Genomic DNA, 24,904 nt, shown 5'->3' with positions numbered 1-24,904 from the left:
TCCATAGTCCCATCCTCCTTCATGTTCCCAGGCGCTAATGAGGGGAGCTGGCGAACGTTCCTAATTTTTGCATTGAAGGGGAACGCAGCGGCGGGATGCGAATTGTCTGCACAGGTCCCGGAGGATGGGATTGTGAGCACCAAAGGCCTCAGCCGGTCAGCCCGGGCTGGGGCCTTTTCGTCTTCACCATGCGACATCGAGTTCCCCACACGTAATACTATTGCGGGTCGACACTGTTCCTGGCGCCATGCTACCCGAAGCGGATCAGGACCCTGAGTGCCCCAGTGATTTCGATCCGTCGCCTCTATAGCATTGGTGCGCTGCGCAACTGGCGAGGCCTCCTGGCTGTGCTCGTTGCGGCGATGTACCTGCTGTCGGGTGCGCTGCATGGCGCGCACGACATCGATGTGACCAGTCCGGCCGGCGGTTCGGAGATGGCCTCGATCCTCGATGACGGCCCAGCCGGTCACGGTGATCAGAAGGCGATCGGTGGTCATCATTGCCACGGCTGCTTCTCGATTGCAGTGGCACAGGTGGTGCAGGCGGAAGCAACAGCCGACATCGTTGCAGCGCCGGTCCCGCAGCACGCGCCTGCGCTGATCGGGATTGCGCCCGATACCGACTCGCCGCCCCCAAACATCTGACCTGAACTGATCAGCCGGGCGCCGCGTGCGCCCACAATGCTATTGTTCACAGGTCACCTTCATGTCTTGCAGACGGACTGCCGCGCGCCTTTCGTGCGCGATGGCGATTATCGTCAGCCCTTGGCTGACGCCGCACGCCCACGCGCAGACCCTGACGATGCGCGCGGCGCTGTCGCGCGCGTTGGCCGCGAGCCCGCGCCTGACAGCGGCGGAACGCGACGTCGGTATCGCCACAGGCCAGCGCATCCAGGCCGGCGCGCTGCTCAATCCGGAACTGTCCTATGAACAGGACAATTCGTTCGGCTCGGGCATCTATCGCGGTACCAGATCGGCCGAGACCACGCTCCAGATCAGCCAGGCTTTTGAGCTGTTCGGCAAGCGCGACGCGCGGATCGCAGCGGGCGCGGCCGGCATCGAAGTCGCCGCAATCCAGCGCAAAGCCGTCAGGCTCGAAGTCCTGTCGGAGACGGCGATCGCTTTCCTCAGCGTGCTTGGCGCACAGCGGCGCATCCAGATCCTGGACGAGCAGATCACCGCAATCGATCGCCTGACGCCGCTGCTCCGCCGCCGCGTCGAGGCCGGCGCCTCCTCGCCGGCCGAGACGGGGCGCGCCGAGGTCGCCTCCGCCCTGGTGAAGGCCGACCGCGAGCGCTTCAAGGCGACGCTGGCAAGCGCCCGCCGCGAGCTTGCGGTGCTGATGGGCGATCCCGCCGCGAAATTCGGCGAGGTCTCCGGCCGGCTCGACACCATGGGCAAACCGCCGACCTTCCAATCCGTCGTTGCCGCCATCGATGCCAATCCGCAGCTGGTGCGCTGGACCGCAGTCTATGCGCAGCGCAATGCCGAGTTGCTGATGGCGCGGTTGAGGCCCTATCCCGATGTGCGGATCGCGGCAGGCTGGCGCCATTTCAACGAGACCAATGACGACGCGGTCCGCCTCACCGTCTCGGTGCCGATCCCTGTGTTCGACCAGAACCAGGGCAACATCCTCGGCGCAGGAAAGCCTCGCCAAGACCAGGGCCGAGCGCGAGGCCAACCGCAACACGCTGATCGTGGTCGCCGGCCGCGCTTACGACTCGCTGCAGGGATCGCTGCGCGAACTCGCGGTCCTGCGCGAGATCGCGATCCCCAAGGCCACGGAAGCGGCGGAGGCGATTTCGCAGGGCTACGGCCAGGGCCGCTTCACCCTGCTGGAGGTGCTCGATGCCCAGGCCAGCGTCGCCCAGGCGCGGCTTCGCGAGCAGGAGGCGCTGCAGAACTTCCATGCCGGCGTTGCCACCATCGAAGGCCTCGTCGGCAGCCCCTTTGCGCTGGCCCGGGAGAGCGCGCGATGAAGGCGTCCTCCACCGTGCTCATCGCCATCCTTGCCGCCGCGCTCGGCGCCTACGGCTATTCCCTGCTCGCCCCGGCCAAGGTCGCGCCGACCGAACATGCCGAAGACAAGAAACCGGAGAGGCCGAATGATCATGTCGAGCAGGACGAGCATGGCGCCGACCGCATCCGCATCTCCGACGTCAAGCTGGCCGCTGCCGGCGTGACGCTCGCGGAAGCCGCGAGCGCCACACTGACCGATACGCTGGCCTTCAACGGCATCTTGCGCGCCAACCAGGAGGCCGTGGTTCAGGTCACCCCGCGCTTTCCAGGCCTTGTAAAATCGATCCAGAAGCGCATCGGCGACAAAATCGGCAAGGACGACCTGCTCGCTACCATCGAGAGCAACCAGAGCCTGACCGTCTACGAGCTGAAGGCGCCGATCGGCGGCACCGTCATCGAACGGCAGATCTCGCTCGGCGAATACGCCTCCGAGCAGAAGCCGGCCTTCGTCCTCGCCGACCTCTCCTCGATCTGGGTCGATTTGTCGATCTACCGGCAGGACCTCCGGCGCGTCCGCCTCAATGACGAGGTGCTGATCGATCCTGACGACGGCCGCGGCGAGATCAAGGGCAAGATCTCCTACCTGGCGCCGATCGGAAGCAGCGAGACCCAGACCGCATTGGCCCGCGTGGTGCTGGCCAATCCCGACGGACGCTTGCGACCTGGTCTGTTCGTCACCGCGCGGCTGATCCTCGCCGCCCGCATCGTCGCGGTTGCCGCGCGCCGCAGTGCGATCCAGACGCTGGAGAACCGAGCCATCGTGTTCGTCCGCGAGGACGGCGACAAGATCGAGGCGCGCCCGGTGGAGCTTGGGGATTCCGATCCGCAATTCGTGGAAATCCGCGCCGGCCTCTCAGCCGGCGAACACTACGTCGCCGAGAACAGTTTTGTCGTGAAGGCCGAAATGGGCAAGGGCGAGGCCGAGCATGATTGAGCGCCTCATCGCCGCCTCGCTGCAACAGCGCTGGCTCGTCCTCCTGCTCGCGCTCGCGGCGATCGCCTTCGAGCCTGGAATTTCCAGCGGCTTCCGATCGACGCCGTGCCAGACATCACCAACGTCCAGGTCCAGATCAACACCCGCGCGCCCGGCTATTCGCCGCTCGAAACCGAGCAGCGCATCACCTTCCCCGTCGAGACCGCGATGGGCGGCCTGCCCAAGCTCGACCACACGCGCTCGCTATCGCGCTACGGACTGAGCCAGGTGACGGTCGTCTTCAAGGACGGCACCGACATCTACTTTGCCCGCCAGCTCGTGGGCGAGCGCATCCAACAGGTCAAGGACCAGCTTCCGGCGGGCGTCGAGGTGGCGACGGGGCCGGTCTCGACCGGGCTCGGCGAGATCTTCATGTATACCGTCGAGGCGAAGCCAGGCGCGAAGACGCAAGGCGGTCACGACTATTCGCTGACCGACCTGCGCACCGTGCAGGACTGGATCATCCGGCCGCAGCTTCGCAACGTGCCGGGGGTGATCGAGGTCAACACCATCGGCGGCTTCGAACGGCAGTTTCACGTGCTGCCGGACCCGGGCAAGCTGATGGCCTACCGGCTGGGCTTTCGCGACGTCATGACGGCGTTGGCGGCCAACAACGCCAATGTCGGCGCCGGCTATATCGAGCGCAACGGCGAGCAATATCTGGTCCGCTCGCCGGGCCAGGTCGGCAACATCAGCGAAATCCGGGACATCGTCATCGGCTCGCGCGGCGGCAATCCGGTCAGGATCAGGATGTCGCTACCGTCACGGAGGGGCACGACTTGCGCACGGGCGCAGCGACGCGCGACGGCGAGGAAACCGTGCTCGGCACCGCCATGCTGCTGATCGGCGAGAACAGCCGCGCAGTGGCGACCAGCGTCGCAGCCCGTCTCGCGGACATCGCCAAATCGCTGCCCGAGGGCGTGGTCACCCGGACGGTCTATGACCGCACCCACCTGGTCGAGGCGACCATCCGCACGGTCGAGAACAACCTTCTCGAAGGCGCGGCGCTGGTAGTGGCCGTGCTGTTCCTGATCCTCGGCAATATCCGCGCCGCGCTCGTGGTGGCCTGCGTCATTCCCCTGTCCATGGCCATGACCGTCACCGGCATGGTCGAGACCAGGGTCAGTGCGAATTTGATGAGCCTCGGCGCGATCGACTTCGGCATCATCGTCGATGGCGCCGTGATTATCGTCGAGAACTGCCTGCGCATGCTCGCCGAAGCCCAGCGCGAGAAAGGCAGGCTGCTCACCACGTCCGAACGGCTGCGCACCATCCTGCGCGGCTCGAGCGAGGTCATCAAGCCGAGCCTGTTCGGTACGCTGATCATCGCGGTGGTCTATTTGCCCGTGCTGACGCTGACGGGTGTCGAGGGCAAGATGTTCACGCCGATGGCGCTGACCGTGCTCATGGCACTCGGCGCCGCCGCGCTGCTCTCCATCACGTTCGTGCCGGCAGCCGTAGCCCTCTTCGTCACCGGCAAGGTATCCGACCAGGAGAACCTGTTCATGCGGATGGCGAAGCGCGCCTATCTCCCCTGCTCCGTCTTGCCATCGACAATCCGGGCGCAGTCGCCGTCATGGCCGCGATCATCGTCATCGCCAGCGGCGTCGCCGCCTCGCGCATGGGCGGCGAATTCATCCCGAGCCTGGACGAAGGCGATGTCGCGCTGGCCTCGATCCGGATTCCCGGCACCAGCCTCACGCAGTCGCTGGACCTGCAGAAGGCGCTGGAAAAGCGCATCACGCAGATTCCTGAAGTGAAGGAGTTCTTCAGCCGCATCGGCACCGCGGAGGTCGCGACCGACCCGATGTCGCCGGCGCAGGCCGACGGCTACATCATGCTCAAGCCGCGCGCCGAGTGGCCCGACCCGGCCAAGCCGAAATCGGAGGTGATCGAGGCCATCGACAAAGCCGCCGACGACATTCCCGGCAGCGCCTATGAAATCTCCCAGCCGGTCCAGCTCCGCGTCAACGAGCTGATCTCGGGCGTGCGCAGCGATGTCGGCGTCAAGATTTTTGGTGACGACCTCGACATCCTGCAAGGCGCAGCAAAACAGGTGGAGGCTGCGATCCGCGGCATCCGGGGTGCAAGCGATGTCAAGATCGAACAGGTCTCGGGCCTGCCGATCCTCACCGTCCGGCTCGACCGTCAGGCACTGGCCCGCTATGGGCTCAGCATCGGCGAGGTGCAGGGCATCGTCGAGATCGCGGTCGGCGGCAAATCGGCGGGCAAGCTGTTCGAGGGTGACCGGCGCTTCGACATCGTGGTTCGTCTGCCGGAACAGCTTCGGGGCAATCTCGATGCGATCAGGGCGATTCCGATCCCGCTGCCACCGAGCGAGGAGGCGAGCGCGCCGATCCGGACGGCGTTGCCGGCCTCGCCTCTCGCCCAGATGCGCTACGTGCCGCTGTCGTCGGTCGCCACTGTCGATGCGACGCCCGGCCCGAACCAGATCAGCCGCGAGAACGGCAAGCGGCGCATCGTCGTCACCACCAATGTCCGTGCCCGCGACCTCGGCTCATTCGTGACTGAGGCCGAGGCTGCCGTCGCCGGGAAAGTGAAGCTGCCGCCCGGCTACTGGATCGGCTGGGGCGGACAATTCGAGCAGTTGGTCTCGGCGACCAAGCGGCTGACCATCGTCGTGCCGGTGGCGCTGTTGCTGGTGTTCCTGCTGCTGTTCATGGGCATGGGATCGGCGGCGGACGCGGCGCTGGTGTTCTCCGGCGTGCCATTGGCCCTGACGGGGGTGTCGTGGCGCTCTTGCTGCGCGGGATTCCCTTGTCCATCAGCGCGGGGGTCGGCTTCATTGCGCTATCGGGCGTCGCCGTGCTCAACGGCCTCGTCATCATCGCCTTCATCGAGCGCCTGCGCGGCGAAGGACGCCCTATCGCGGACGCCGTCCGCGAGGGTGCGCTGACGCGGCTCCGCCCGGTGCTGATGACCGCGCTGGTCGCCTCCCTCGGCTTCGTGCCGATGGCGCTTGCCACCGGCGCGGGCGCCGAGGTGCAGCGGCCGCTCGCGACCGTCGTGATCGGCGGCATCATCTCCTCGACGGTGCTGACATTGCTCGTGCTGCCGGCACTCTACCTGCTGTTCCGGCGTGACGGCGCGGGCGAAACGCCTACAATGGCGCCTGATTTGGCGATTTCCGGGGAGCGCTAGGTTTGGCCAGCCACGACCATCACGGTCATCACCGCCATGATCACGGCCACGCGCACGATCATGGTCATGACCACGGCCATTCGCACGGTCACGGGCACGTCCATGCGCCCGCCGACTTCGGCAAGGCGTTCGTGGTCGGCATTGCGCTCAACACCGCGCTGGTCGTGGCCGAGGCGGTCTACGGCTATCTCGGCAATTCCACCGCGCTGCTCGCCGATGCCGGCCACAATCTGTCCGACGTGCTCGGCCTGGTCGTGGCCTGGGGCGCCTCGATCGCGGCGCGGCGCGCGCCGAGCGGCCGCTTCACCTATGGCTTTCGCGCCTCCACCATTCTGGCGGCGCTCGCGAACGCGGTGTTCCTGCTGGTCGCAACCGGCGCAATCGGCTGGGAGGCGATCTTGCGCCTGCGCGAGCCGGAGCCGGTCGCGGGCGTCACCGTCATGGTGGTCGCCGGCATCGGCATCCTCGTCAACGGCTTTACCGCCATGCTGTTCGCACGCGGCGGCAAGGATGACATCAACATCGAAGGTGCGTATCTGCACATGGCGGCCGACGCCGCGGTCTCGCTCGGCGTCGTGGTCTCGGCGGCGCTGATCATCTGGACGGGCTGGCTCTGGCTCGACCCCTTCACGAGCCTCGTCATCTGCGCCAGCATCCTCTGGGGCACCACCAGCCTGCTCCGCGGCTCTATCGACATGTCGATGGCGGCTGCCCCCAGGGGCACCGACCTCGTCGCGATCAAGGCGTTCCTGCTGGCGCGGCCGGGGGTGTCAGGGATCCACGATCTCCACGTCTGGCCGATCTCCACCACCGAGACCGCGCTGACCTGCCATCTCGTGATGCCCGCCGGCACCGCCGACGCATTCCTGATGGAAACCGCGCAGCAGCTGAGGACATCCTTCCGCATCGGCCACACCACGCTGCAGGTCGAGACCCATCCGGACAATGGCTGCGCGCTGGCGCCGGATGATGTGGTGTGAGGGAGCGCGCAATGACGGGCGGAGAGAGCTTGGCTTCGCCTATACCGCCTTCGCCGTCACGATCCAGATCGCGCCCGGCCCATCCCGGCGCATCAGATCTTCGCCACCATGGCGTCATACCAGGCAAAAGCTTGGGTTTGAGCGAAGGCCAGAAACAGACGGTTGCGCCGCCCACGGCGAAGCCCAGGAAAAAGGCTCATGTGAGCGTCCTTGTGTTGGATTGATGAACCTGGGGGTCGTGGAGTAAGGCTACAGACCAAACTTCGAGGAACGCGATGGCTACGCGCCAAATACCGTCTTGGACACTTTCACAAGTCAGCAAGGCAGGACTTGTCTTGCTTGCCGTCTATTTCCCGGTCGCGCTCTATCTAAAGTACAGTTACGTTCAGCAGCCTGACCCGCCGAAGGCTGCGACCTTGTCCGGACCGTTCCGCAAGCTGGATGCGACAGCCTATCAGGTCTTTGTCCCAAAACTCGACGGCCTCGCCGATGTCGATTATGGCCCAACCAGATCGACCATTACGCTGTTCGAAGATGGTCGGCCACTCGGGCCGCCGCACAGTCCCTCAAAAGTCATCAACGGCAGCTATTCGCATTGGCGCGGCGCAGGCATCATCTTCTCGGCGAGCGACAACAGCGATCCGAATTCGAACGGGCGGACCTACTCAATTACATGGCAGTGAATTACATGGCAATGATTGGACAACTAAATGGATTGGCTGGTTTGGACTTTAGCAGCGCTGGTGACTCTGTACATTGGCGCGAAACTCGGTTGGCGATATCTCAATCGAGGGCTTTGGAACGACGAAATTAAGTGAGCGGGACGCCTTCGTAGCTGCACGAAATCTCCGTCGCCGTAGCGTCCGCGCTTGCGCTGTTCGGTCGAGACTTGATCGCAACGTATCCCGGAAAGAACGAGGCGCACGGGATCATTGCAAACAGGGCCGCCACGGTCGTGATACCACGCGATATGACTCCGGAGACGTGACAGGTCCCGTCGTGCAGGCGGCGCACGCGCGCTACATCAAAGCCTCCTGCGAGCACGACCCAGCTATTTGCCATCGTCAAGGCGACATCGATGCCGATCGGCAGTGTCGCGAGAGCTTGGCTTCGCCTATACCGCCTTCGCCGTCACGATCCAGATCGCGCCCGGCAAGGCCACCGACTGCCCCTTGAGGAACGGCGCGAGCGTTTCGCGGATCGATGCCTTGGCGGCAGCGTACGTCTCCGGCGGATGGCCCTGGAGCGCGCGGCTGGCGGGGCCGATCTGGAGTGAGCCGTCGACGGCGGCATCGAGCCCGCCGCCGATGGCAATGTCCATGGGAAGATTGTGCGGCTCCATCGCGACGTCAACGAAGCCGGCACCTTTCAGGATGCGCGTCACGCGCTCCTCCGAGGCGAAGGCGAACGGCCCCGGCTCTTCCGGCCCGACCGGCGGCATCTTCGGCACGTGTTTGTAGACCGCCATCAGCGGCGCCATCATCCACGGATTTTCCTTCGGCTCGCGCCAGCAGGCGAAGGCGAGCCGCCCCGTCGGCTTCAGCGCGCGATGGAGGTTGGTGAAGGAGGCAACGGGATCGGCGAAGAACATCACGCCGAAGCGCGAGGCGAGCAGGTCGAAGCTCGCGGGATCGAACGGATGCACCGTCGCATCCGCCAGCACGAAATCCAGCGGCAGGCCTTTGGGTGCAAATGCACGCGCCTGCGACAGCATCGGATCGGAGACATCGAGCCCGAGCGCAAAACCATCCGGCGCCACCGCCTTCGCGAACGCCACGGTGGTCGCACCCGAGCCGCAGCCGACGTCGATTACGCGCTCGCCGGGCTTCGGCTTGGCGCGGTCGAGCAAGACATCCGCGATCGGCCCGAGCAGCCTCTCCTGCGCCGCGTGGCGATCGGCCCAGCGCTGCCCGCTCGGACCGTTCCAATAGGCGATCTGGTCGGCGTTTTGCTCGTGTCCGCCAAGCTGCTGCATCAGGGCCTCCCTCGCTCGACAGAGCTCATCGCGCCAAGGCTGGCTTGCCGAGCCGAAGCTCGCGTTGAAAAGCCCGCCTTCGACCTGTTGGGCTACGGCGCGGCAGCCTGCTTCGCTCCGCGAGCGCAGGCTGGTGGGCGGTCACGGATTCGAACCGCGGACCCTCTCGGTGTAAACGAGATGCTCTAACCAGCTGAGCTAACCGCCCCTAGCCGCCTCTTTATCCCCACCCGCCCGGGAGGGGCAAGTACCGAAAATCAATCCTGCGGCCTGCCCGGCAGCAACGGCACCGCGTCGATCCACATCGCGGCCGACTGGCACCAGATCTGCCTGACCGGGCGCAATGTGTCGCGCTGGCGGATCGAGCCCCAGCGGATGCCCCAATCGTCGGCCTGGTCGCCCTCGCCGCTGGTGAACAGCGGGGAACCGCAGTCGCCACAGAAGTGCTGGAGGCGCACCCGGCCGTTGTCGCCGCGCTTGCCGTAGACCTTCGGCGTGCCGGCGGTGAGATTGACATCAGCGGCGGTGCAGATCGCGGTCACCCGGAACGGCGATCCGGTCAGGGTCTGGCAGTCGCGGCAGTGACAGACCGAGACCGACTCAAGGTCGATTTCGGCTTCGAAGGTGATCTTGCCGCAATGGCATTGCCCGTCGACCTGCATTGCATCCCCTTCTCCAACAAAAACGGCGCCCGAAGGCGCCGTTTTATCATCTTTTCCAATTGCGATCTCAGTGAGCGGTCAGGCCGCCAGCGGCTTCGTCGCCGTCGGGCTTCACCGTCACCTTGGTATCCTCTTCCCAGACGATCGGCACCAGCTTCTTCACCAATGCCTTCGCAACGACGTCGTCGAGACGGGAGACCGGGATGATCTCCATGCCGCCCTTGATCGCATCGGAAATCTCCGTGAGATCCTTGGCGTTGTCCTCGGGGATCAACACCGTCTTGATGCCGCCGCGAGCAGCGGCGAGCAGCTTCTCCTTCAGGCCGCCGATCGGCAGCACGCGGCCGCGCAGCGTGATCTCGCCGGTCATCGCGACGTCGTGGCGAACCGGAATGCCGGTCATGACCGAGATGATCGCGGTGGCCATCGCCACGCCAGCCGACGGACCGTCCTTCGGCGTCGCGCCTTCCGGCACGTGCACGTGGATGTCGCGCCGGTCGAACAGCGGCGGCTCGATGCCGTAGACGATCGCACGCGAGCGGACGTAGGACGCCGCCGCCGAGATCGATTCCTTCATCACGTCGCGCAGATTGCCCGTGACCGTCATCTTGCCCTTGCCGGGCATCATAACGCCTTCGATGGTCAGCAACTCGCCGCCGACATCGGTCCAGGCCAGGCCGGTAACGATGCCGACCTGCGGCTCGCTCTCGATCTCGCCGAAGCGGTACTTCGGCACGCCGAGCAGCTCTTCCAGAGTCTTCTCGGTGACCTTGACCGACTTCTTCTTGGAGATCATCAGCTCCTTCACCGCCTTGCGGGCGAGTGTGGAGAGCTCACGCTCCAGGTTACGTACGCCCGCCTCGCGGGTGTAGCGGCGGATCAGAAGCAGCAACGCGTCGTCATCGATCGAGAACTCCTTGAAGTCCAGGCCGTGCTTGGACACCGCGTTCGGGATCAGATGCTTGCGCGCAATCTCGACCTTTTCGTTCTCGGTGTAGCCGGCGATCCGGATGATCTCCATGCGGTCCATCAGCGGTCCCGGAATATTGAGCGTATTCGCAGTCGTGATGAACATGACGTTCGACAGATCGTAGTCGACCTCCAGATAATGGTCGGCAAACGTGCCGTTCTGCTCGGGATCGAGGACCTCGAGCAAAGCCGACGACGGATCGCCGCGGAAATCGGCGCCCATCTTGTCGATCTCGTCCAGCAGGAACAGCGGATTGGACGACTTCGCCTTCCGCATCGACTGGATGATCTTGCCGGGCATCGAGCCGATATAGGTGCGGCGGTGACCGCGGATCTCGGCCTCGTCGCGCACGCCGCCGAGCGAGACGCGCACGAACTCGCGCCCCGTCGCCTTCGCGATCGACTTGCCGAGCGAGGTCTTGCCGACGCCTGGAGGCCCGACGAGGCACAGGATTGGTCCGGTCAGCTTGTTGGCGCGCGACTGCACCGCGAGATACTCGACGATACGGTCCTTGACCTTCTCGAGCCCATAGTGATCGGCGTCCAGAACCGTCTGCGCGGCTTCCAGATCCTTCTTCACCTTGGACTTCTTGTTCCACGGGATCGACAGCAGCCAATCCAGATAGTTGCGCACGACGGTCGCTTCCGCGGACATCGGCGACATCTGGCGCAGCTTCTTCAACTCATGCTGCGCCTTCTCGCGCGCTTCCTTGGAGAGCTTGGTCTTGGAGATCTTCTCTTCGAGATCGGCGAGTTCGTCGCGACCGTCGTCGTCGCCGAGTTCCTTCTGGATCGCCTTCATCTGCTCGTTGAGATAATACTCGCGCTGGGTCTTCTCCATCTGGCGCTTGACGCGCGAGCGGATGCGCTTCTCGACCTGCAGCACCGAGATCTCGCTCTCCATCAGGCCCAGCACCTTCTCCAGGCGCGTGGTGACGGACAGCGTCTCCAGGATGCCCTGGCGATCCGCGATCTTGACCGCGAGATGCGAGGCAACCGTGTCGGCGAGCTTGGCGAAATCGGTGATCGCCTGCACGACGCCGACGACCTCGGCCGAGATCTTCTTGTTGAGCTTCACATAGCTCTCGAAGTCGGACACGACCGAGCGCGAGAGCTTCGGCCTCGACAGACTTCGCGTCGGTGTCGGCGAGCGCAATTGCGGTGGCTTCGTAATAGTCGGCGCGATCGGTGTACTTCTGCACGCGTGCACGCTCGAGCCCTTCGACCAGCACCTTCACGGTGCCGTCCGGAAGCTTCAAGAGCTGCAGCACGCTTGCAAGCGTACCGGTCTCGTAAATGGCATCGGCCGCCGGATCATCGTCGGACGCGTTCTTCTGCGTCGCGAGCATGATCAGCGCATCGTTCTTCATCACCTCTTCGAGCGCGCGGATCGACTTCTCGCGACCGACGAAGAGCGGAACGATCATGTGCGGGAAGACCACGATATCGCGCAGCGGCAACACGGGATAAGCGTGCGTCTCGCCATGGACGATGGTTGGCCGGGGTTTTGGATTAGTCATGGCCTTTTCCTTTTGCTTTGCCCCCTCGCACGCAGCCCGCTTCTCTCATGCGCAACCGCCACAAGGTGCCGAGGTGATCCACAGACCGGTCTACCATTTGAAGGTGGGACCGGGCTTGCCGGATCTGAACTGAGGCAGATCTTGAACAGGATTTTCGCTCGCCGCCTGCATTAGGTGGCTATCGACCGGGGGGGTGTCAAGTCAATGAAAAACGCGCGCCATCAGGCGCTTACGCACCGGGATAAGACGCAATTCCGGCTGCGGAGTACATTCCCGCAGCCGCTAGTATGGCAGACGTTTGGAGCGTTCAGCGCTGAAAATCAGGCGCTGGCGTTCTCAACGGCGCGATCGGACCGATCGGCATAGATATAGAGCGGACGCGCCGTTCCTTCCACGACTTCGCGGGAAATCACGACTTCTTCCACGCCTTCCAGGCCCGGCAGGTCGAACATGGTCTCGAGCAGGATCGCCTCGAGAATCGAACGAAGGCCGCGCGCGCCGGTCTTGCGCTCGATCGCCTTGCGGGCGACCGCGCCAAGCGCCTCGTCGGCGAAGGTCAGCTCGATGTTCTCCATCTCGAACAGCCGCTGGTACTGTTTCACCAGCGCGTTCTTCGGCTCGACCAGGATCTTCTTGAGCGAGGTCTCGTCGAGATCCTCCAGCGTCGCCACGACCGGCAGACGGCCGACGAACTCGGGGATGAGTCCGTACTTCAAGAGATCCTCGGGCTCGACGTGACGGAAGATTTCGCCGGTGCGGCGATCTTCCGGCGCCAGCACCTGGGCGGCGAAACCGATCGAGGTCGAGCGGCCGCGCGCCGAGATGATCTTCTCGAGGCCCGAGAACGCGCCGCCGCAGATGAAGAGGATGTTGGTGGTGTCCACCTGCAGGAACTCCTGCTGCGGATGCTTGCGGCCGCCCTGCGGCGGGACCGAAGCCACCGTGCCTTCCATGATCTTCAGCAGTGCCTGCTGCACGCCCTCACCCGACACGTCGCGCGTGATCGAGGGATTGTCGGACTTGCGGCTGATCTTGTCGATTTCGTCGATGTAGACGATGCCGCGCTGGGCGCGCTCGACGTTGTAGTCGGCGGACTGCAGCAGCTTCAGGATGATGTTCTCGACGTCCTCGCCGACATAACCGGCTTCGGTCAGCGTGGTCGCGTCCGCCATCGTGAACGGCACGTCCAGGATACGGGCGAGGGTCTGCGCGAGCAGCGTCTTGCCCGAACCGGTCGGACCGATCAGCAGGATGTTCGACTTCGCGAGCTCGACGTCGTTGTGCTTGGTCTGGTGGTTGAGGCGCTTGTAGTGGTTGTGCACCGCGACCGACAGGACCTTCTTCGCATGGCTCTGGCCGATGACGTAATCGTCCAGCACCTTGCAGATTTCCTTCGGCGTCGGAATACCGTCGCGCGACTTGACCAGCGAAGACTTGTTCTCCTCGCGGATGATGTCCATGCAGAGCTCAACGCACTCGTCGCAAATGAAGACCGTGGGACCCGCGATCAGTTTACGGACTTCGTGCTGGCTCTTGCCGCAGAACGAGCAATATAGCGTGTTCTTGGAGTCGCTCGTGCCGACCTTACTCATTCATGTCTCCGTCCGCGGTTCGATCCCGTCCGCTCGATCGTCCCATCCCGAAACGTTCAAGGGTAAGGGACTCAAATAGAGCAAATTCCGTACCAAAAAAGACCCTGCGCGCTACATACCGTGCGAATCACGGTTGCTCGATTGTCCGCGATCATAGCCGATCATTCATAGCCAACCATGCTGTCACCCGACTATCAAGAATTCGCTAATCGGGGGGTCGCCGGCAACCCGTGACAATACCGTGATTTCACGTCTTGGCACGGGCGAAGTGAGCGAAATCACCCCGGCGTTGCTGGATTACCACGAAAGACAAGCACGAAAGCGGAACTTTCTGCCTGTTGCGGGGCGCAAAGCTGCGTTTTCTGCGTCCTCGCGAAGTGCGCCGTTAACGTGAACGTCGCCCTGACGATCCCAGGGAATCCCGAACTCCAGGGATCGATATTGCCGCCTCGTGCGCGTTACTGGGGCTTCGCCGCCGGTTCCTCGGCGCGCTTGTCGATCACCTTGTCGACCAGCCCGAACTCCTTGGCGTCGTTCGCCGTCAGGAACTTGTCGCGCTCCAGCGCGTCCTCGATCGACTTGTAGGTCTGCCCGGTGTGCTTCACGTAGATTTCGTTGAGCCGCTTCTTCAGGTTCAGGATCTCCTGGGCATGCAGCATGATGTCGGTGGCCTGGCCCTGGAAGCCGCCGGACGGTTGATGCACCATGATGCGCGCGTTCGGCAGCGAGAAGCGCATGTCCTTCTCGCCAGCGGCGAGCAGCAGCGAGCCCATCGAGGCGGCCTGGCCCGTGCACAGCGTCGAGACCGGCGGGCGGATGAACTGCATCGTGTCGTAGATCGCGAGGCCCGACGTCACCACGCCGCCCGGCGAATTGATGTACATCGAGATTTCCTTCTTCGGATTTTCCGCCTCGAGGAACAACAATTGCGCGACGACCAGCGTCGACATGCCGTCCTCGACCGGCCCGGTCAGGAAGATGATGCGCTCTTTCAGCAGGCGCGAGAAAATGTCGTAGGCGCGCTCACCACGGTTGGTCTGCTCGACCACCATGGGCACGAGGTTCATGTAGGTTTCAACCGGATCGCGCATGAGTCACCTAGGTTTTCGGAGGACGTCGCCACTCTTGCCGGAAGGCCGAGGGACGTCCCGTGATGCAGGAAGTTGGTAGAAGAAACGGGTAGATACAGGGTCAGCCGACAGATATAGCCCAATTTGCGCCAGACAAGTGCGGAACGAATTAAGGCTGAATCCACTGGGTACTTGAAGCTGATTCTCGCAAAAAGGCCCAGCCGGCCATCTGGCTAGCTGGGCCTGTTCGCTGATCATCCTTAATGGAAGACTGTCTCAAAGCCTTCAGGCCGCAGTCTTTTCCTCGTCGTCCTTGTACAAATCCTCGCGCGAGACCTTCTTCTCGGTCACGTTGGCGAGTTCGAGGATGAAGTCGACGACCTTGTCCTCGTAAATCGGTGCACGAAGCTGGGCCAGCGCCTGGGCATTGCTGCGGTAATAGTCCCAGACTTCCTTCTCGCGGCCGGGCATCGAGCGGGCGCGCTCGATCACGGCGCGGCCGACCTCGTCGTCGGTCACGGTGATCTTGTTCTTCTCGCCGATCTCGGAGAGCACGAGACCGAGACGCACGCGGCGGTCGGCGATCTTGCGGTACTCTTCCTTCGCCTTCTCCTCGGTGGTGTCCTCGTCGGCAAAGGTCTTGCCGGCGGACTCCATCTCGGCCCTGACCGAGTTCCACATCAGATTGAACTCCTCATCGACGAGCGAGGGCGGCGCCTCGAAGCGATGCGCCTCGTCGAGACGGTCGAGCAGCGCGCGCTTGACGCGCTGGCGCGTCGCGCCGGCGTATTCGGCAACCAGCCGCTCGCGCGCGGCTTCCTTGAGCTTGTCGAGCGATTCGAGGCCAAGCGTCTTGGCGAACTCGTCGTCGATGGTGAGATCCTGCGGCGCCTCGATCAGCGTCGCGGTGGTCTCGAACTCGGCCGGCTGGCCGGCGAGTTTCTCGCTCATGTAGTTCTTGGGGAACGACACCTTCAGCGTGCGCGTCTCGTTTGCGCCGATGCCGATGAGCTGCTCCTCGAAGCCCGGAATGAAGGTGTTGGAGCCGATCACGACCTGGATGCCTTCGCCGGCGCCGCCCTCGAAGGCTTCGCCGTTGATGGTGCCCTTGAAACTGATGGTGACGCGGTCGCCGGATTCAGCCTTCGCGCCCTCACCCTTGGCGGCATAGCCGCGATTGGTGTCGGCGATGCGCTTGATCGCCTCGTCGACGTCCGAATCGGAGACGTCGGCAACGGGCTTCTCGACCTGGAAGGTCTTGAAATCGGCGAGCGCGATGGCGGGCACCACTTCGATTGCGACCGTGTAGGTCAGGTCGGACTTGCCCAAGAGCAGTTCCTCGACCTCGGCCTTCTCGGTCGGCATGGTGATCTTCGGCTCCGTCGCGAGCTTGAAGCCACGCTCGGAGAACAGCTGCGTGTTGGTGTCGCGGATGGTCTGGTCGATGGTCTCGGCCATCACCGAGCGGCCATAGACCTTCTTCAGGTGGCCAACCGGCACCTTGCCGGGACGGAAGCCGTTGAGGCGCACCTTGTCCTTGAGGTCGACGAGCTTGGCGCCGGCCTTGGCGTCGAGATCAGAGGCGGGAACGCTGATCTTGAACTCGTGCTTCAAGCCTTCCGAGATGGTTTCTGTGACCTGCATGGCGTCCAATCTTCTTCTCGTTCGGTCCCGGCACGCTCGCGCGTCGGGACGCTGTCATTAATCGATGCGGCGCGAGGCAAACGCCTCAACGCCGGTGGTTCATCGAGCCCGGCTCCAGGCGGAAAAACGTCCGCGCGGAGCGAGGCCCCTCAGTAATCCGTGCAAACGCTGAAAGCGCTTGGTGCGGGCGGAGGGACTCGAACCCCCACAACTTTCGTCACTGGAACCTAAATCCAGCGCGTCTACCAGTTCCGCCACGCCCGCTTAAATTTGCATCTAGACCGGCCGCGATGCCGCGGGCGGCGGGCTTATAGCATGTGCCCGCCTGTTCGCAGCAAAAAAATGGCTTGATCGAGGCACTCTCCAAGTAGGCACGATGGCTGGACTTATCCAGCGCGGCGTGGTCCGGATCTCGCCTATGACACCGCGGATTTTCGACCCGAGCAGACGCGAGGTTTTGGCCGGCCTCGGTGCCTCGCTCGGAGCCTCCTTCGGAGCCTCAGCGGCCGGGCTGATGGCGGGCGGCGCGGGCCCGCTCCCGACCGCCCAGGTCCTGCTTCAGGCACGGCCGGCAACCTTGGCTCTCGGGCCGGCTCGGGCGGCGACACCGGTCTGGGAGCTGGCCGCCGCAAGCCATGTCGGCAATGTCCGTTTCAAGCGCGGGGATCGCTGTGAAGTGGTCTTCCGGAACGATCTGCCTGTGCCGCTTGCGCCGGTCTGGTACGGCCTCAACGGCGCGGCTTTGGTCGACCCGTTGGGAGGACGCGCGCCCACGTCGCCGAATTCGACCGAAACATCAATTATTTCAATACCAAATGCAGGAACCCTGCTGGCCAATTTCCGTCTCTTCGAGGAGCGCCTGAAGCAGCCCGCGCGGCCGCTCTCGATCATCGCTGCGGAGACGACCAGCGTTCCCGTCGATCGCGACGAATTCCTGTTGATCGAGGAATGGCGCCTGCGGCCGGACGGCACCGCGCTTCCCGCGGGCCTGGACCCGCAGGACACCGTCTCTCTCTTTACCTTGAACGGGCGGACTTCGTGCGAACTCTCAGCCTCCGCCGGCGAGCGGCTGCGGCTGCGCTTCATCAACGGCTCGCAACGCTCTGTTCTGGCGATCAAATTGGAAAGTCACGAGGTTCAGGTGATGGCCCTGGACGGACAGCCGGCCGAACCCTTCCCGGCCCGCAACGGCGCTCTGGTGCTGGCCCCCGGCGCCCGTGCCGACGCCTTTGTGGATGCAGCCGTGTCGGCCGCGTTCGTGCTGCATGACGGCAAGGAGGCGCACCCGATCGGGCGCCTCGTCGTCTCCGGCAAACTGGAGCGGCGCGCGCCGCTGCCGCCGCCACAGCCGCTCCCGTCGAACGGCCTTCCCGAGAAACTCGACCTGAAGGGCGCCCTGCGGTTCGATGTCGCGCTCGGCTCATCCGACGCTGGCTGGGTCCGACCGCCAGTTTCTCCACCGCCTCAGCCCCAGCCTTCCGCGCCAAGGCCGGCCGGACCGTCGTGCTGGCGGTGAAGAACCCCGCCCCCATTACCAGAACCTTCCATTTGCACGGCCACCATTTCCGCCTGCTCGACCGGCTCGACGACGGCTGGAAGCCCTATTGGCTCGACACGCTCGCCATCGAGCCCGGCCAGACCCAGCGCATCGCCTTCGCCGCGACCTCGCCGGGACGATGGCTGATCGAGTCCGTGGTCACGGATTGGGCCGCCCCGCGGCTGGTTCGGTGGTATGGGGTGGAGTGAGGCATCGGCCCTAGCGTGTCCACACGTAGCGGACGTCCGGCTCCTTCTCCTCGTTCCGCGTTCCGTCCGTTTCCTCGGCCAGCCTGAACCCGCGCGCTTCATAGAAGCGCCGTGCAGGCGCGTTGCGCTGGAAGGTCCAGAGCTGGAGCCGCTCGCTGGCGGCTTTGGCGATGTCGAGCAGTTCCGTGCCGACGCCGCGGCCCTGCGCGGCGGGACGAACGTAGAGCTGTTCGATCCAGCCATCACGAAACGCGATGATCCCGCCCAGCACATCCGCCTCAAAACATCCCCAAACGCGGCAAGTCGGAAAGACACGCTCGCGGTAGAACCAGTGATCCTCGTCCGGCGTGTGCAGCCCGGTGAGCCATGGCATCGCCTGGTCAAATGCGGCCCGATGGACCTGCGCCGCCGCGCCCATATCGGTAAGCGCGAGCGACCGGAGCATCAGAACTCGATCCGGAACGCGTTGTAGATCCGCCGGTGCACGGCCGGCAGCGTCTCGGTGAGATCTTCCGCGATCAGCCCCGGCCCCGCTTCGTTTGCCGCCTCGCCGTGCATCCAGACACCGATGCTGGCGGCTTCGAACGCCGGCACGCCCTGCGCCAGCAGCCCTGCGATGACGCCGGAGAGCACGTCACCGGCGCCGGCGGTGGCGAGCCATGGCGGGGCGTTGGCGGCAATGGTGGCGCGGCCGTCGGGCGCGGCGATCGTGGTGTCAGGGCCCTTCAAGAGCACGACGGCGCCGGAGCGTTCGGCAGCGGCGCGGACGCGTTCGAGCTTCGAGCGGCCCGGAGTCTTGTTGCTGAGGTCGGAGAACAGCCGTGGAAACTCGCCCTCATGCGGCGTCAGCACCACCTGGGCCTCGGGCGAAGACTTGATCGATTCAAACAGCCGCTCGGGATTGGCGGCAAAGCTCGTCAGCGCATCCGCGTCGAGTACGACATGGCGCTGCGCCGAGATCGCGGTGTGAACGATATCGCGGGTGCGCTCACCGACGCCGGCGCCGGGACCGATCATGCAAGTGTTGTAACGCTTGTCGCCGAGCAACTCACCGAACTCGACCACGGTGTCGACGGGGCGAACCATCACGGCGGTCAGCGCGGCTGCATTGATCGCGAGCGCATCGCGCGGGGTCGCGAGCGTCACGAGGCCGGCGCCCGCACGCAAGGCGCCGCGGGCGGCGAGCCGCGCAGCACCGGTCGCGGCCGCATCGCCGGAGACCGCCAGCACATGACCGCGTGCGTATTTATGGCCGTCGATGCGCGGTACCGGAAAGGCGGCGCCCCAGAGATCCGGATCGTTCTCAAAGGTCTGCGGCGCGATCTCGTCGAGCACCTGCGCGTCGATGCCGATGTCGACGACGCGCACGCGGCCGCAATGCATGCGACCTGGCAGCAGCAAATGCGCGGGCTTCTTGCGAAAGAAGGTGACGGTCTCGGTGGCGTTCACCGCCGCGCCCAGCACGGCTGCGCTGGTGCCGTTGACGCCGCTCGGCAAATCGACCGCCACCACCGGCGCGCCATTGGCATTGATCGCCTCGATCATCGCCCGCGCCTCGCCGTCGACCGAACGGCTCAGACCCGCACCGAACAGCGCGTCGATGATCAGCGCGGGTTTTCCGATCGCCTGCGGATTGAACGGCAGCACCGGGTGCTTCCAGCCGCGCGCGGCGGAGGCTGCGTCGCCCTGGAGCTGGTCGCGCTCGCACATCAGGATGACCGAGACCTCGCGGCCTTGCGCGGCGAGCTCGGCGGCTGCGACAAAGCCGTCGCCGCCATTGTTGCCGGGGCCGGCCACGATCAGGATCGGCCCCTCCTCCACCAGAGCGTTCGCGGCGTCCGCGATCGCCTGGCCTGCGCTCAGCATCAGCTTGAAGCCGGGCGTGCCGGCCGTGATGCTGAGTTGATCAGCCCGCTGCATTTCGGCGGTGGTTAGAACTTCCATGCCACTTCCCTGGTCCAAACGCCTTTTCAACAGGCACGTTCCGTGCCGACCCAAGCGACGGAACAACGATCTGCATAGATATTGAACCGTTTGCCTATTTCGTAGTCTGAGGTATTTTGAGCGGGTCGGCTCCACCTCTCAGAGATGCTCGTTAAAAGGCTGATAACGCTCCAATAAACAGGGCATTTGCAACTTGGCATAGACCCTGCTTTCGAGGAAGCCGCTTCGGTTCGTCGTGCTCACTGGCAATCTATCTGGGTGTGGCCGGCCGTTGTTGCCGGGCGGGTCAGGTATCCCGGCATAGCGAAGACAAGGTCGCGCGTGAGATAAGGCGTATCCTGACGAAGACGTTGCTATTTGATCGAAAGGCCGGGAGGCGCGCAGTGAAGAAAATCGAAGCCATCATCAAGCCGTTCAAGCTCGACGAGGTGAAGGAAGCGCTTCAGGAAGTCGGCCTTCAGGGCATCACCGTGACCGAGGCCAAGGGCTTTGGCCGGCAGAAAGGCCACGCCGAGCTCTACCGCGGCGCAGAATACATCGTCGACTTCCTGCCCAAGGTGAAGATCGAGATCGTGATCGGCGACGACCTGGTCGAGCGCGCGATCGACGCGATCCGCCGCGCCGCGCAAACAGGGCGCATCGGCGACGGCAAGATTTTCGTCTCCAACATCGAAGAGGCGATCCGCATCCGAACCGGCGAATCCGGGCTGGACGCTATCTGAGCCGGGTGCTATCCAGCATCTTGCGACACTCTGACAAGAAAAAGGCTGCTTCGGCGGCCTGATTTCGTTTGTGCGGTTGCGCCCGAACTCGCCGAAAGCGAGAACAATCTGCTCACCTGGAAACCGACCCGCAGAGCCAAAAGGGGTATGCATGAAGACCGCCAAAGACGTCCTGAAATCGATCAAGGACAACGACGTTAAGTACGTCGACCTGCGCTTCACCGATCCGCGCGGCAAGTGGCAGCACGTGACGTTCGACGTCAGCATGATCGATGAGGACATTTTCGCCGAAGGAACGATGTTCGACGGCTCCTCGATCGCTGGCTGGAAGGCGATCAACGAGTCCGACATGTGCCTGATGCCGGATCCGGTGACCGCGACGATCGATCCGTTCTTCGCCGAGACCACCATGGTCATCACCTGCGACGTGCTCGAGCCGACCACCGGCGAGCCCTACAACCGCGACCCCCGCGGCATCGCCAAGAAGGCCGAAGCCATGGTGAAGTCGATGGGCGTGGGCGACACCGTCTTCGTCGGCCCCGAAGCCGAGTTCTTCGTGTTCGACGACGTGCGCTTCTCCTCCGGTCCCTACAACACCGGTTTCAGGCTCGACTCCTCGGAGCTGCCGACCAACACCGACACCGAATATGAGGGCGGCAATCTCGGCCACCGTATCCGCACCAAGGGCGGCTACTTCCCCGTTCCGCCGCAGGACTCAGTGCAGGACATGCGCTCCGAGATGCTCGGCGCCATGGCCAAGATGGGCGTCAAGGTCGAGAAGCATCATCACGAGGTCGCCTCTGCCCAGCACGAGCTCGGCATGAAGTTCGACACGCTGACGCTGATGGCCGACCATCTGCAGATCTACAAATACTGCATCCACCAGGTCGCCCACATCTACGGCAAAACCGCCACCTTCATGCCGAAGCCGGTCTATGGCGATAACGGCTCGGGCATGCACGTGCACCAGTCGATCTGGAAGGACGGCAAGCCGGTGTTTGCCGGCAACAAGTACGCCGACCTGTCGGAGACTTGCCTCCACTACATCGGCGGCATCATCAAGCACGCGAAGGCCATCAACGCCTTCACCAACCCGTCGACCAACTCCTACAAGCGCCTGGTCCCGGGCTATGAAGCGCCGGTGCTGCTCGCCTACTCCGCGCGCAACCGCTCGGCGTCCTGCCGCATTCCCTACACCGCTTCGCCGAAGGCCAAGCGTGTCGAGGTGCGCTTCCCCGATCCGCTCGCCAATCCCTATCTCGGCTTCGCCGCGATGCTGATGGCCGGCCTCGACGGCATCAAGAACAAGATGGATCCGGGTCCGGCGATGGACAAGGACCTCTACGATCTGCCGAAGGAAGAGCTGAAGCAGATCCCGACCGTCTGCGGTTCGCTCCGCGAGGCGCTCGAAAATCTCGACAAGGACCGTGCCTTCCTCAAGGCCGGCGGCGTGTTCGACGACGACTTCATCGACGCTTACATCGAGCTGAAGATGACCGAAGTCGCCCGCTTCGAAATGACCCCGCACCCGGTCGAGTTCGACATGTACTATTCGGGCTGATCGGCCCGAACAGGTTGCGACAAGCAAAAGGCGCTTCCGAAAGGAGGCGCCTTTTCCTGTTTGAGTGCGGGACCTGCCGGCTACGGGTTCTCACGCCGCGGAATCAGATGATCGAGCAGGCCTGCCGGCAGCGGGAAGACAATGGTTGACGACCGCTCGCCTGCGATGTCGTGCAGAGCCGCGAAATAACGCAGCTGCATCGCCTGCGGCTCTTGCGCGAGAATCCGGCCGGCTTCGACCAGCTTTTCGGCGGCCTGCTGTTCGCCCATCGCGTTGATCACCTTCGCGCGCCGCAACCGTTCCGCCTCGGCCTGCTTGGCGATCGCGCGCACCATGGTTTCGTTGAGATCGACGTCCTTGATTTCGATTCCTGTGACCTTGATGCCCCAGACGTCGGTCTGCTTGTCGAGAATCTCCTGGATGTCGGCGTTCAGCCGGTCGCGTTCGGCGAGCATCTCGTCGAGTTCGTGCTTACCAAGCACCGAGCGCAGCGTGGTCTGGGCGAGCTGACTGGTCGCGGCCATGTAGTCGCCGACCTTGATGATGGCGCGCTCGGGATCGACGATGCGGAAGTAGAGAACCGCATTGACCTTGACCGAGACGTTGTCCCGCGAAATCACATCCTGGGGAGGCACGACCTGCACCATCACCCTGAGATCGACCTTGACGAGTTGCTGCACGACCGGAATCAGGATGATGAGGCCCGGCCCCCTCACGCCGGTGAAGCGGCCGAGCGTGAAGATAACGCCGCGCTCGTATTCCCTGAGGATACGAACGGCCTGGGTAAGAAACAGGATGACGATCAGCGCAAGCACTGCGTACATCGAATATTCAATCATCAGATTGGCCTCCTTGCCGCTCGCAGGGTTCGGACGCCGGACCACCAGCGTCAAGCCGGCAATATTGGCGACCTCGACCCTCTCGCCGGGCCTGAAGCTATCGGCGCTGCGCGCTTGCCAGCGCTCGCCATGCGTAAAGACATGCCCCTCGTTCTCGTTCCAGTCGAGGACCTCGGCGCTCAGGCCTCGCATGGCCTGCGCGCCAACCCGTGGCGGACCGCGGCGGGCCCGCTGAAGCGCGCCAAGCACGACCAGAACGAAACCGGCGAGCATCGCGGCGACGACGGCGATGACCGACCACGACAGCCGGTACCCCGGCGCTTCGACCCTGACCAGCATGATGGCGCCCAGCACAAAGGCGACGACGCCCCCAAGGCCGATCACGACGGTCGGATTGAACGCCTCAATCGCGAGGAGCGCGATCCCGACCAGCATCAAGCCGAGTCCGGCATAATTGATCGGCAGCAGATTGAGGGCGTAGAGGCCGAGCAGCAGGCAGATCGTCCCGACCACCCCGGAGCGACTGCACCGGGCGACACGAACTCGAAGATCAGGCCGTAGATGCCGACCATCAGGAGAATGAGCGAGACGTTGGGGTCGGTGATGACCGCCAGGAATCGGGAGATCCACCCGGGGTCGACGGCTTCGATGACCGCGTTCTGCGTTTCCAGGCGCTGCGTCGCGCCGCCCGCGACCTCGACAACGCGACCATCGATTTGCCTGAGCAGGTCGGCCGCATCGCGCGCGACGAGGTCGATGGCGTGCGCCTGCAACGCCCCATTGGCGGATAGGGTGGCGGCCCCTCGGACCGCCTTCTCGGCCCAATCGGCATTGCGGCCGCGCAGTTCGGCGAGGCTGCGGATGAAGGCGACGGCATCGTTCGTCACCTTCGCCGTCATCGCGTCCTTCGGCTCATCCTTCTTGTCCCTGCTGTCCTTCTCAGGTGCACCACTCGGCAGACCGGGAAGCGGTCCGCCAATCTGCACCGGCGTCGCGGCACCAATATTGGTGCCTGGCGCCATTGCCGCGATGTGGGTCGCATAGAGGATGTAGGTCCCCGCACTCGCCGCATGGGCGCCGGAGGAGCGACGTAGCCGACGACGGGAACGGACGAGCCGAGCACATCTGCGATGATCTCGCGCATGCTGGAGTTCAGGCCGCCGGGAGTGTTCATTGTCAGAAGCACGATCTCAGCGCGCCGCTCACTCGCTTTTGCCAGTGCCTCCTTTACGTAGCTGGCCGACGCCGGGCCAATGGCTCCGTCGATTGTGACAGTGAGTGCAAGGCGGCGATTCTCCTCCGCTGAGCCGGGACGGAGACAGGAAAGAAAGGCGACGATGCCGATCGCCGCAACGCGGGCCGCCTTCATGGTCTGCACGGCAAGGGCTCCCTTGCCGAAGATATGGCGTTCGTCTCTTAAACCTCAATGCGGAGGCTTGTCGTCCGCAGCCGCGATTGTGCGATGCAATGGATGCGATCGAACTGCGGACAAGCAAAACGCGTCCGAAAGGAGCGGCCTTTCGTTTG

At 64.2% G+C, this 24,904-nt stretch carries 14 protein-coding genes, 2 tRNA genes and 5 pseudogenes; 9 read left to right on the top strand and 12 right to left on the bottom strand.

Annotated features, from left to right (window positions below; genetic code table 11):
* The first annotated feature begins 284 nt into the window (after positions 1–284).
* From ACTGJ9_RS23165 to ACTGJ9_RS23140, 6 genes and pseudogenes are all read left to right on the top strand, one after another.
* The gene (locus tag ACTGJ9_RS23165; protein WP_456672981.1) at positions 285–644 is read left to right on the top strand and encodes a hypothetical protein; all 360 of its coding nucleotides are present in this window, start codon (positions 285–287) and stop codon (positions 642–644) included.
* 61 nt (positions 645–705) lie between these two features.
* A pseudogene (gene ihpA, locus ACTGJ9_RS23160) lies at positions 706–1,978 on the top strand (divalent metal ion exporter subunit IhpA).
* On the top strand, positions 1,975–2,952 hold the full coding sequence (ihpB, locus tag ACTGJ9_RS23155) for a divalent metal ion exporter adaptor subunit IhpB (RefSeq protein ID WP_456672980.1): 978 nt from the start codon (positions 1,975–1,977) through the stop codon (positions 2,950–2,952). The pseudogene ihpA and the gene ihpB overlap by 4 nt, the downstream one beginning before the upstream one ends.
* A pseudogene (locus ACTGJ9_RS23150) lies at positions 2,945–6,153 on the top strand (efflux RND transporter permease subunit). The gene ihpB and the pseudogene ACTGJ9_RS23150 overlap by 8 nt, the downstream one beginning before the upstream one ends.
* Before the next feature lie 2 nt (positions 6,154–6,155).
* Positions 6,156–7,133: a cation diffusion facilitator family transporter gene (locus tag ACTGJ9_RS23145; protein WP_456672979.1), complete on the top strand. Its 978-nt coding sequence runs from the start codon at positions 6,156–6,158 to the stop codon at positions 7,131–7,133.
* Between the two features lie 335 nt (positions 7,134–7,468).
* The gene (locus ACTGJ9_RS23140) at positions 7,469–7,816 is read left to right on the top strand and encodes a hypothetical protein (protein ID WP_456672978.1); all 348 of its coding nucleotides are present in this window, start codon (positions 7,469–7,471) and stop codon (positions 7,814–7,816) included.
* 431 nt (positions 7,817–8,247) lie between these two features.
* Here the strand turns inward: ACTGJ9_RS23140 and ACTGJ9_RS23135 are convergent, their stop codons facing one another.
* The 8 genes and pseudogenes from ACTGJ9_RS23135 to ACTGJ9_RS23100 form a co-directional block, all read right to left on the bottom strand.
* Positions 8,248–9,108, bottom strand: a complete 861-nt coding sequence (locus ACTGJ9_RS23135; protein WP_456672977.1) for a class I SAM-dependent methyltransferase — start codon at positions 9,106–9,108, stop codon at positions 8,248–8,250.
* A gap of 131 nt (positions 9,109–9,239) precedes the next feature.
* A tRNA-Val gene (locus ACTGJ9_RS23130) sits at positions 9,240–9,316 on the bottom strand.
* Positions 9,317–9,365: 49 nt separating this feature from the next.
* Entirely contained in the window at positions 9,366–9,770 is a 405-nt protein-coding gene (locus ACTGJ9_RS23125) for a GFA family protein (RefSeq protein WP_456672976.1), read from the bottom strand.
* A 67-nt stretch (positions 9,771–9,837) separates the two neighbouring features.
* A pseudogene (lon, locus tag ACTGJ9_RS23120) lies at positions 9,838–12,166 on the bottom strand (endopeptidase La).
* A 413-nt stretch (positions 12,167–12,579) separates the two neighbouring features.
* Positions 12,580–13,851 (bottom strand): ATP-dependent Clp protease ATP-binding subunit ClpX, encoded by a 1,272-nt coding sequence (clpX, locus tag ACTGJ9_RS23115; RefSeq protein WP_456672975.1) that lies wholly within the window; start codon positions 13,849–13,851, stop codon positions 12,580–12,582.
* A 458-nt stretch (positions 13,852–14,309) separates the two neighbouring features.
* Complete coding sequence (locus tag ACTGJ9_RS23110) at positions 14,310–14,942, bottom strand: ATP-dependent Clp protease proteolytic subunit (protein ID WP_426418486.1); 633 nt, start codon at positions 14,940–14,942, stop codon at positions 14,310–14,312.
* A gap of 264 nt (positions 14,943–15,206) precedes the next feature.
* Complete coding sequence (gene tig / locus ACTGJ9_RS23105; protein ID WP_456672974.1) at positions 15,207–16,565, bottom strand: trigger factor; 1,359 nt, start codon at positions 16,563–16,565, stop codon at positions 15,207–15,209.
* Positions 16,566–16,744: 179 nt separating this feature from the next.
* Positions 16,745–16,829 (bottom strand) — tRNA-Leu (locus tag ACTGJ9_RS23100).
* Between the two features lie 154 nt (positions 16,830–16,983).
* Between ACTGJ9_RS23100 and ACTGJ9_RS23095 the strand changes: the two are divergent.
* Positions 16,984–18,311, top strand: a pseudogene (locus ACTGJ9_RS23095) (multicopper oxidase family protein).
* 10 nt (positions 18,312–18,321) lie between these two features.
* On the opposite strand, the gene ACTGJ9_RS23090 reads toward ACTGJ9_RS23095, so the two are convergent.
* Together ACTGJ9_RS23090 and ACTGJ9_RS23085 are read right to left on the bottom strand one after the other, a co-directional pair.
* Positions 18,322–18,756, bottom strand: a complete 435-nt coding sequence (locus ACTGJ9_RS23090) for a GNAT family N-acetyltransferase (RefSeq protein ID WP_456672973.1) — start codon at positions 18,754–18,756, stop codon at positions 18,322–18,324.
* Positions 18,756–20,255 (bottom strand): NAD(P)H-hydrate dehydratase, encoded by a 1,500-nt coding sequence (locus ACTGJ9_RS23085; RefSeq protein WP_456672972.1) that lies wholly within the window; start codon positions 20,253–20,255, stop codon positions 18,756–18,758. Before ACTGJ9_RS23085 ends, ACTGJ9_RS23090 begins: the two co-directional genes overlap by 1 nt.
* 383 nt (positions 20,256–20,638) lie before the next feature.
* On the opposite strand from ACTGJ9_RS23085, the gene ACTGJ9_RS23080 reads away from it, so the two are divergent.
* Together ACTGJ9_RS23080 and glnA are read left to right on the top strand one after the other, a co-directional pair.
* Positions 20,639–20,977, top strand: a complete 339-nt coding sequence (locus tag ACTGJ9_RS23080) for a P-II family nitrogen regulator (RefSeq protein ID WP_007603495.1) — start codon at positions 20,639–20,641, stop codon at positions 20,975–20,977.
* 151 nt (positions 20,978–21,128) lie between these two features.
* Positions 21,129–22,538: a type I glutamate--ammonia ligase gene (gene glnA, locus ACTGJ9_RS23075; protein WP_456672971.1), complete on the top strand. Its 1,410-nt coding sequence runs from the start codon at positions 21,129–21,131 to the stop codon at positions 22,536–22,538.
* An 80-nt stretch (positions 22,539–22,618) separates the two neighbouring features.
* Here glnA and ACTGJ9_RS23070 read toward each other — a convergent pair whose 3' ends face one another.
* Both ACTGJ9_RS23070 and ACTGJ9_RS23065 read right to left on the bottom strand, forming a co-directional pair.
* Entirely contained in the window at positions 22,619–23,380 is a 762-nt protein-coding gene (locus ACTGJ9_RS23070) for a slipin family protein (RefSeq protein ID WP_456678598.1), read from the bottom strand.
* Positions 23,381–23,389: 9 nt separating this feature from the next.
* Positions 23,390–24,755: pseudogene (locus ACTGJ9_RS23065) on the bottom strand (NfeD family protein); the annotation flags it as partial.
* Between the last annotated feature and the right edge of the window lie 149 nt (positions 24,756–24,904).

Origin of the sequence: Bradyrhizobium sp. RDM12 (assembly GCF_051917485.1) — a bacterium.
In the GTDB taxonomy this organism is placed as follows: domain Bacteria; phylum Pseudomonadota; class Alphaproteobacteria; order Rhizobiales; family Xanthobacteraceae; genus Bradyrhizobium.
The sequence above is the reverse complement of the archived record's forward strand: the minus strand, read 5'-3'. Positions and strand labels throughout refer to the sequence as shown.

Bases quoted from the DNA above. Each gene is read 5' to 3' on its own strand.
- ihpB (WP_456672980.1), top strand. From the start codon at position 1,975: ATGAAGGCGTCCTCCACCGTGCTCATCGCCATCCTTGCCGCCGCGCTC.
- ACTGJ9_RS23135 (WP_456672977.1), bottom strand. From the start codon at position 9,108: ATGCAGCAGCTTGGCGGACACGAGCAAAACGCCGACCAGATCGCCTAT.
- ACTGJ9_RS23125 (WP_456672976.1), bottom strand. From the start codon at position 9,770: ATGCAGGTCGACGGGCAATGCCATTGCGGCAAGATCACCTTCGAAGCC.
- clpX (WP_456672975.1), bottom strand. From the start codon at position 13,851: ATGAGTAAGGTCGGCACGAGCGACTCCAAGAACACGCTATATTGCTCG.
- ACTGJ9_RS23110 (WP_426418486.1), bottom strand. From the start codon at position 14,942: ATGCGCGATCCGGTTGAAACCTACATGAACCTCGTGCCCATGGTGGTC.
- tig (WP_456672974.1), bottom strand. From the start codon at position 16,565: ATGCAGGTCACAGAAACCATCTCGGAAGGCTTGAAGCACGAGTTCAAG.
- ACTGJ9_RS23090 (WP_456672973.1), bottom strand. From the start codon at position 18,756: ATGCTCCGGTCGCTCGCGCTTACCGATATGGGCGCGGCGGCGCAGGTC.
- ACTGJ9_RS23085 (WP_456672972.1), bottom strand. From the start codon at position 20,255: ATGGAAGTTCTAACCACCGCCGAAATGCAGCGGGCTGATCAACTCAGC.
- glnA (WP_456672971.1), top strand. From the start codon at position 21,129: ATGAAGACCGCCAAAGACGTCCTGAAATCGATCAAGGACAACGACGTT.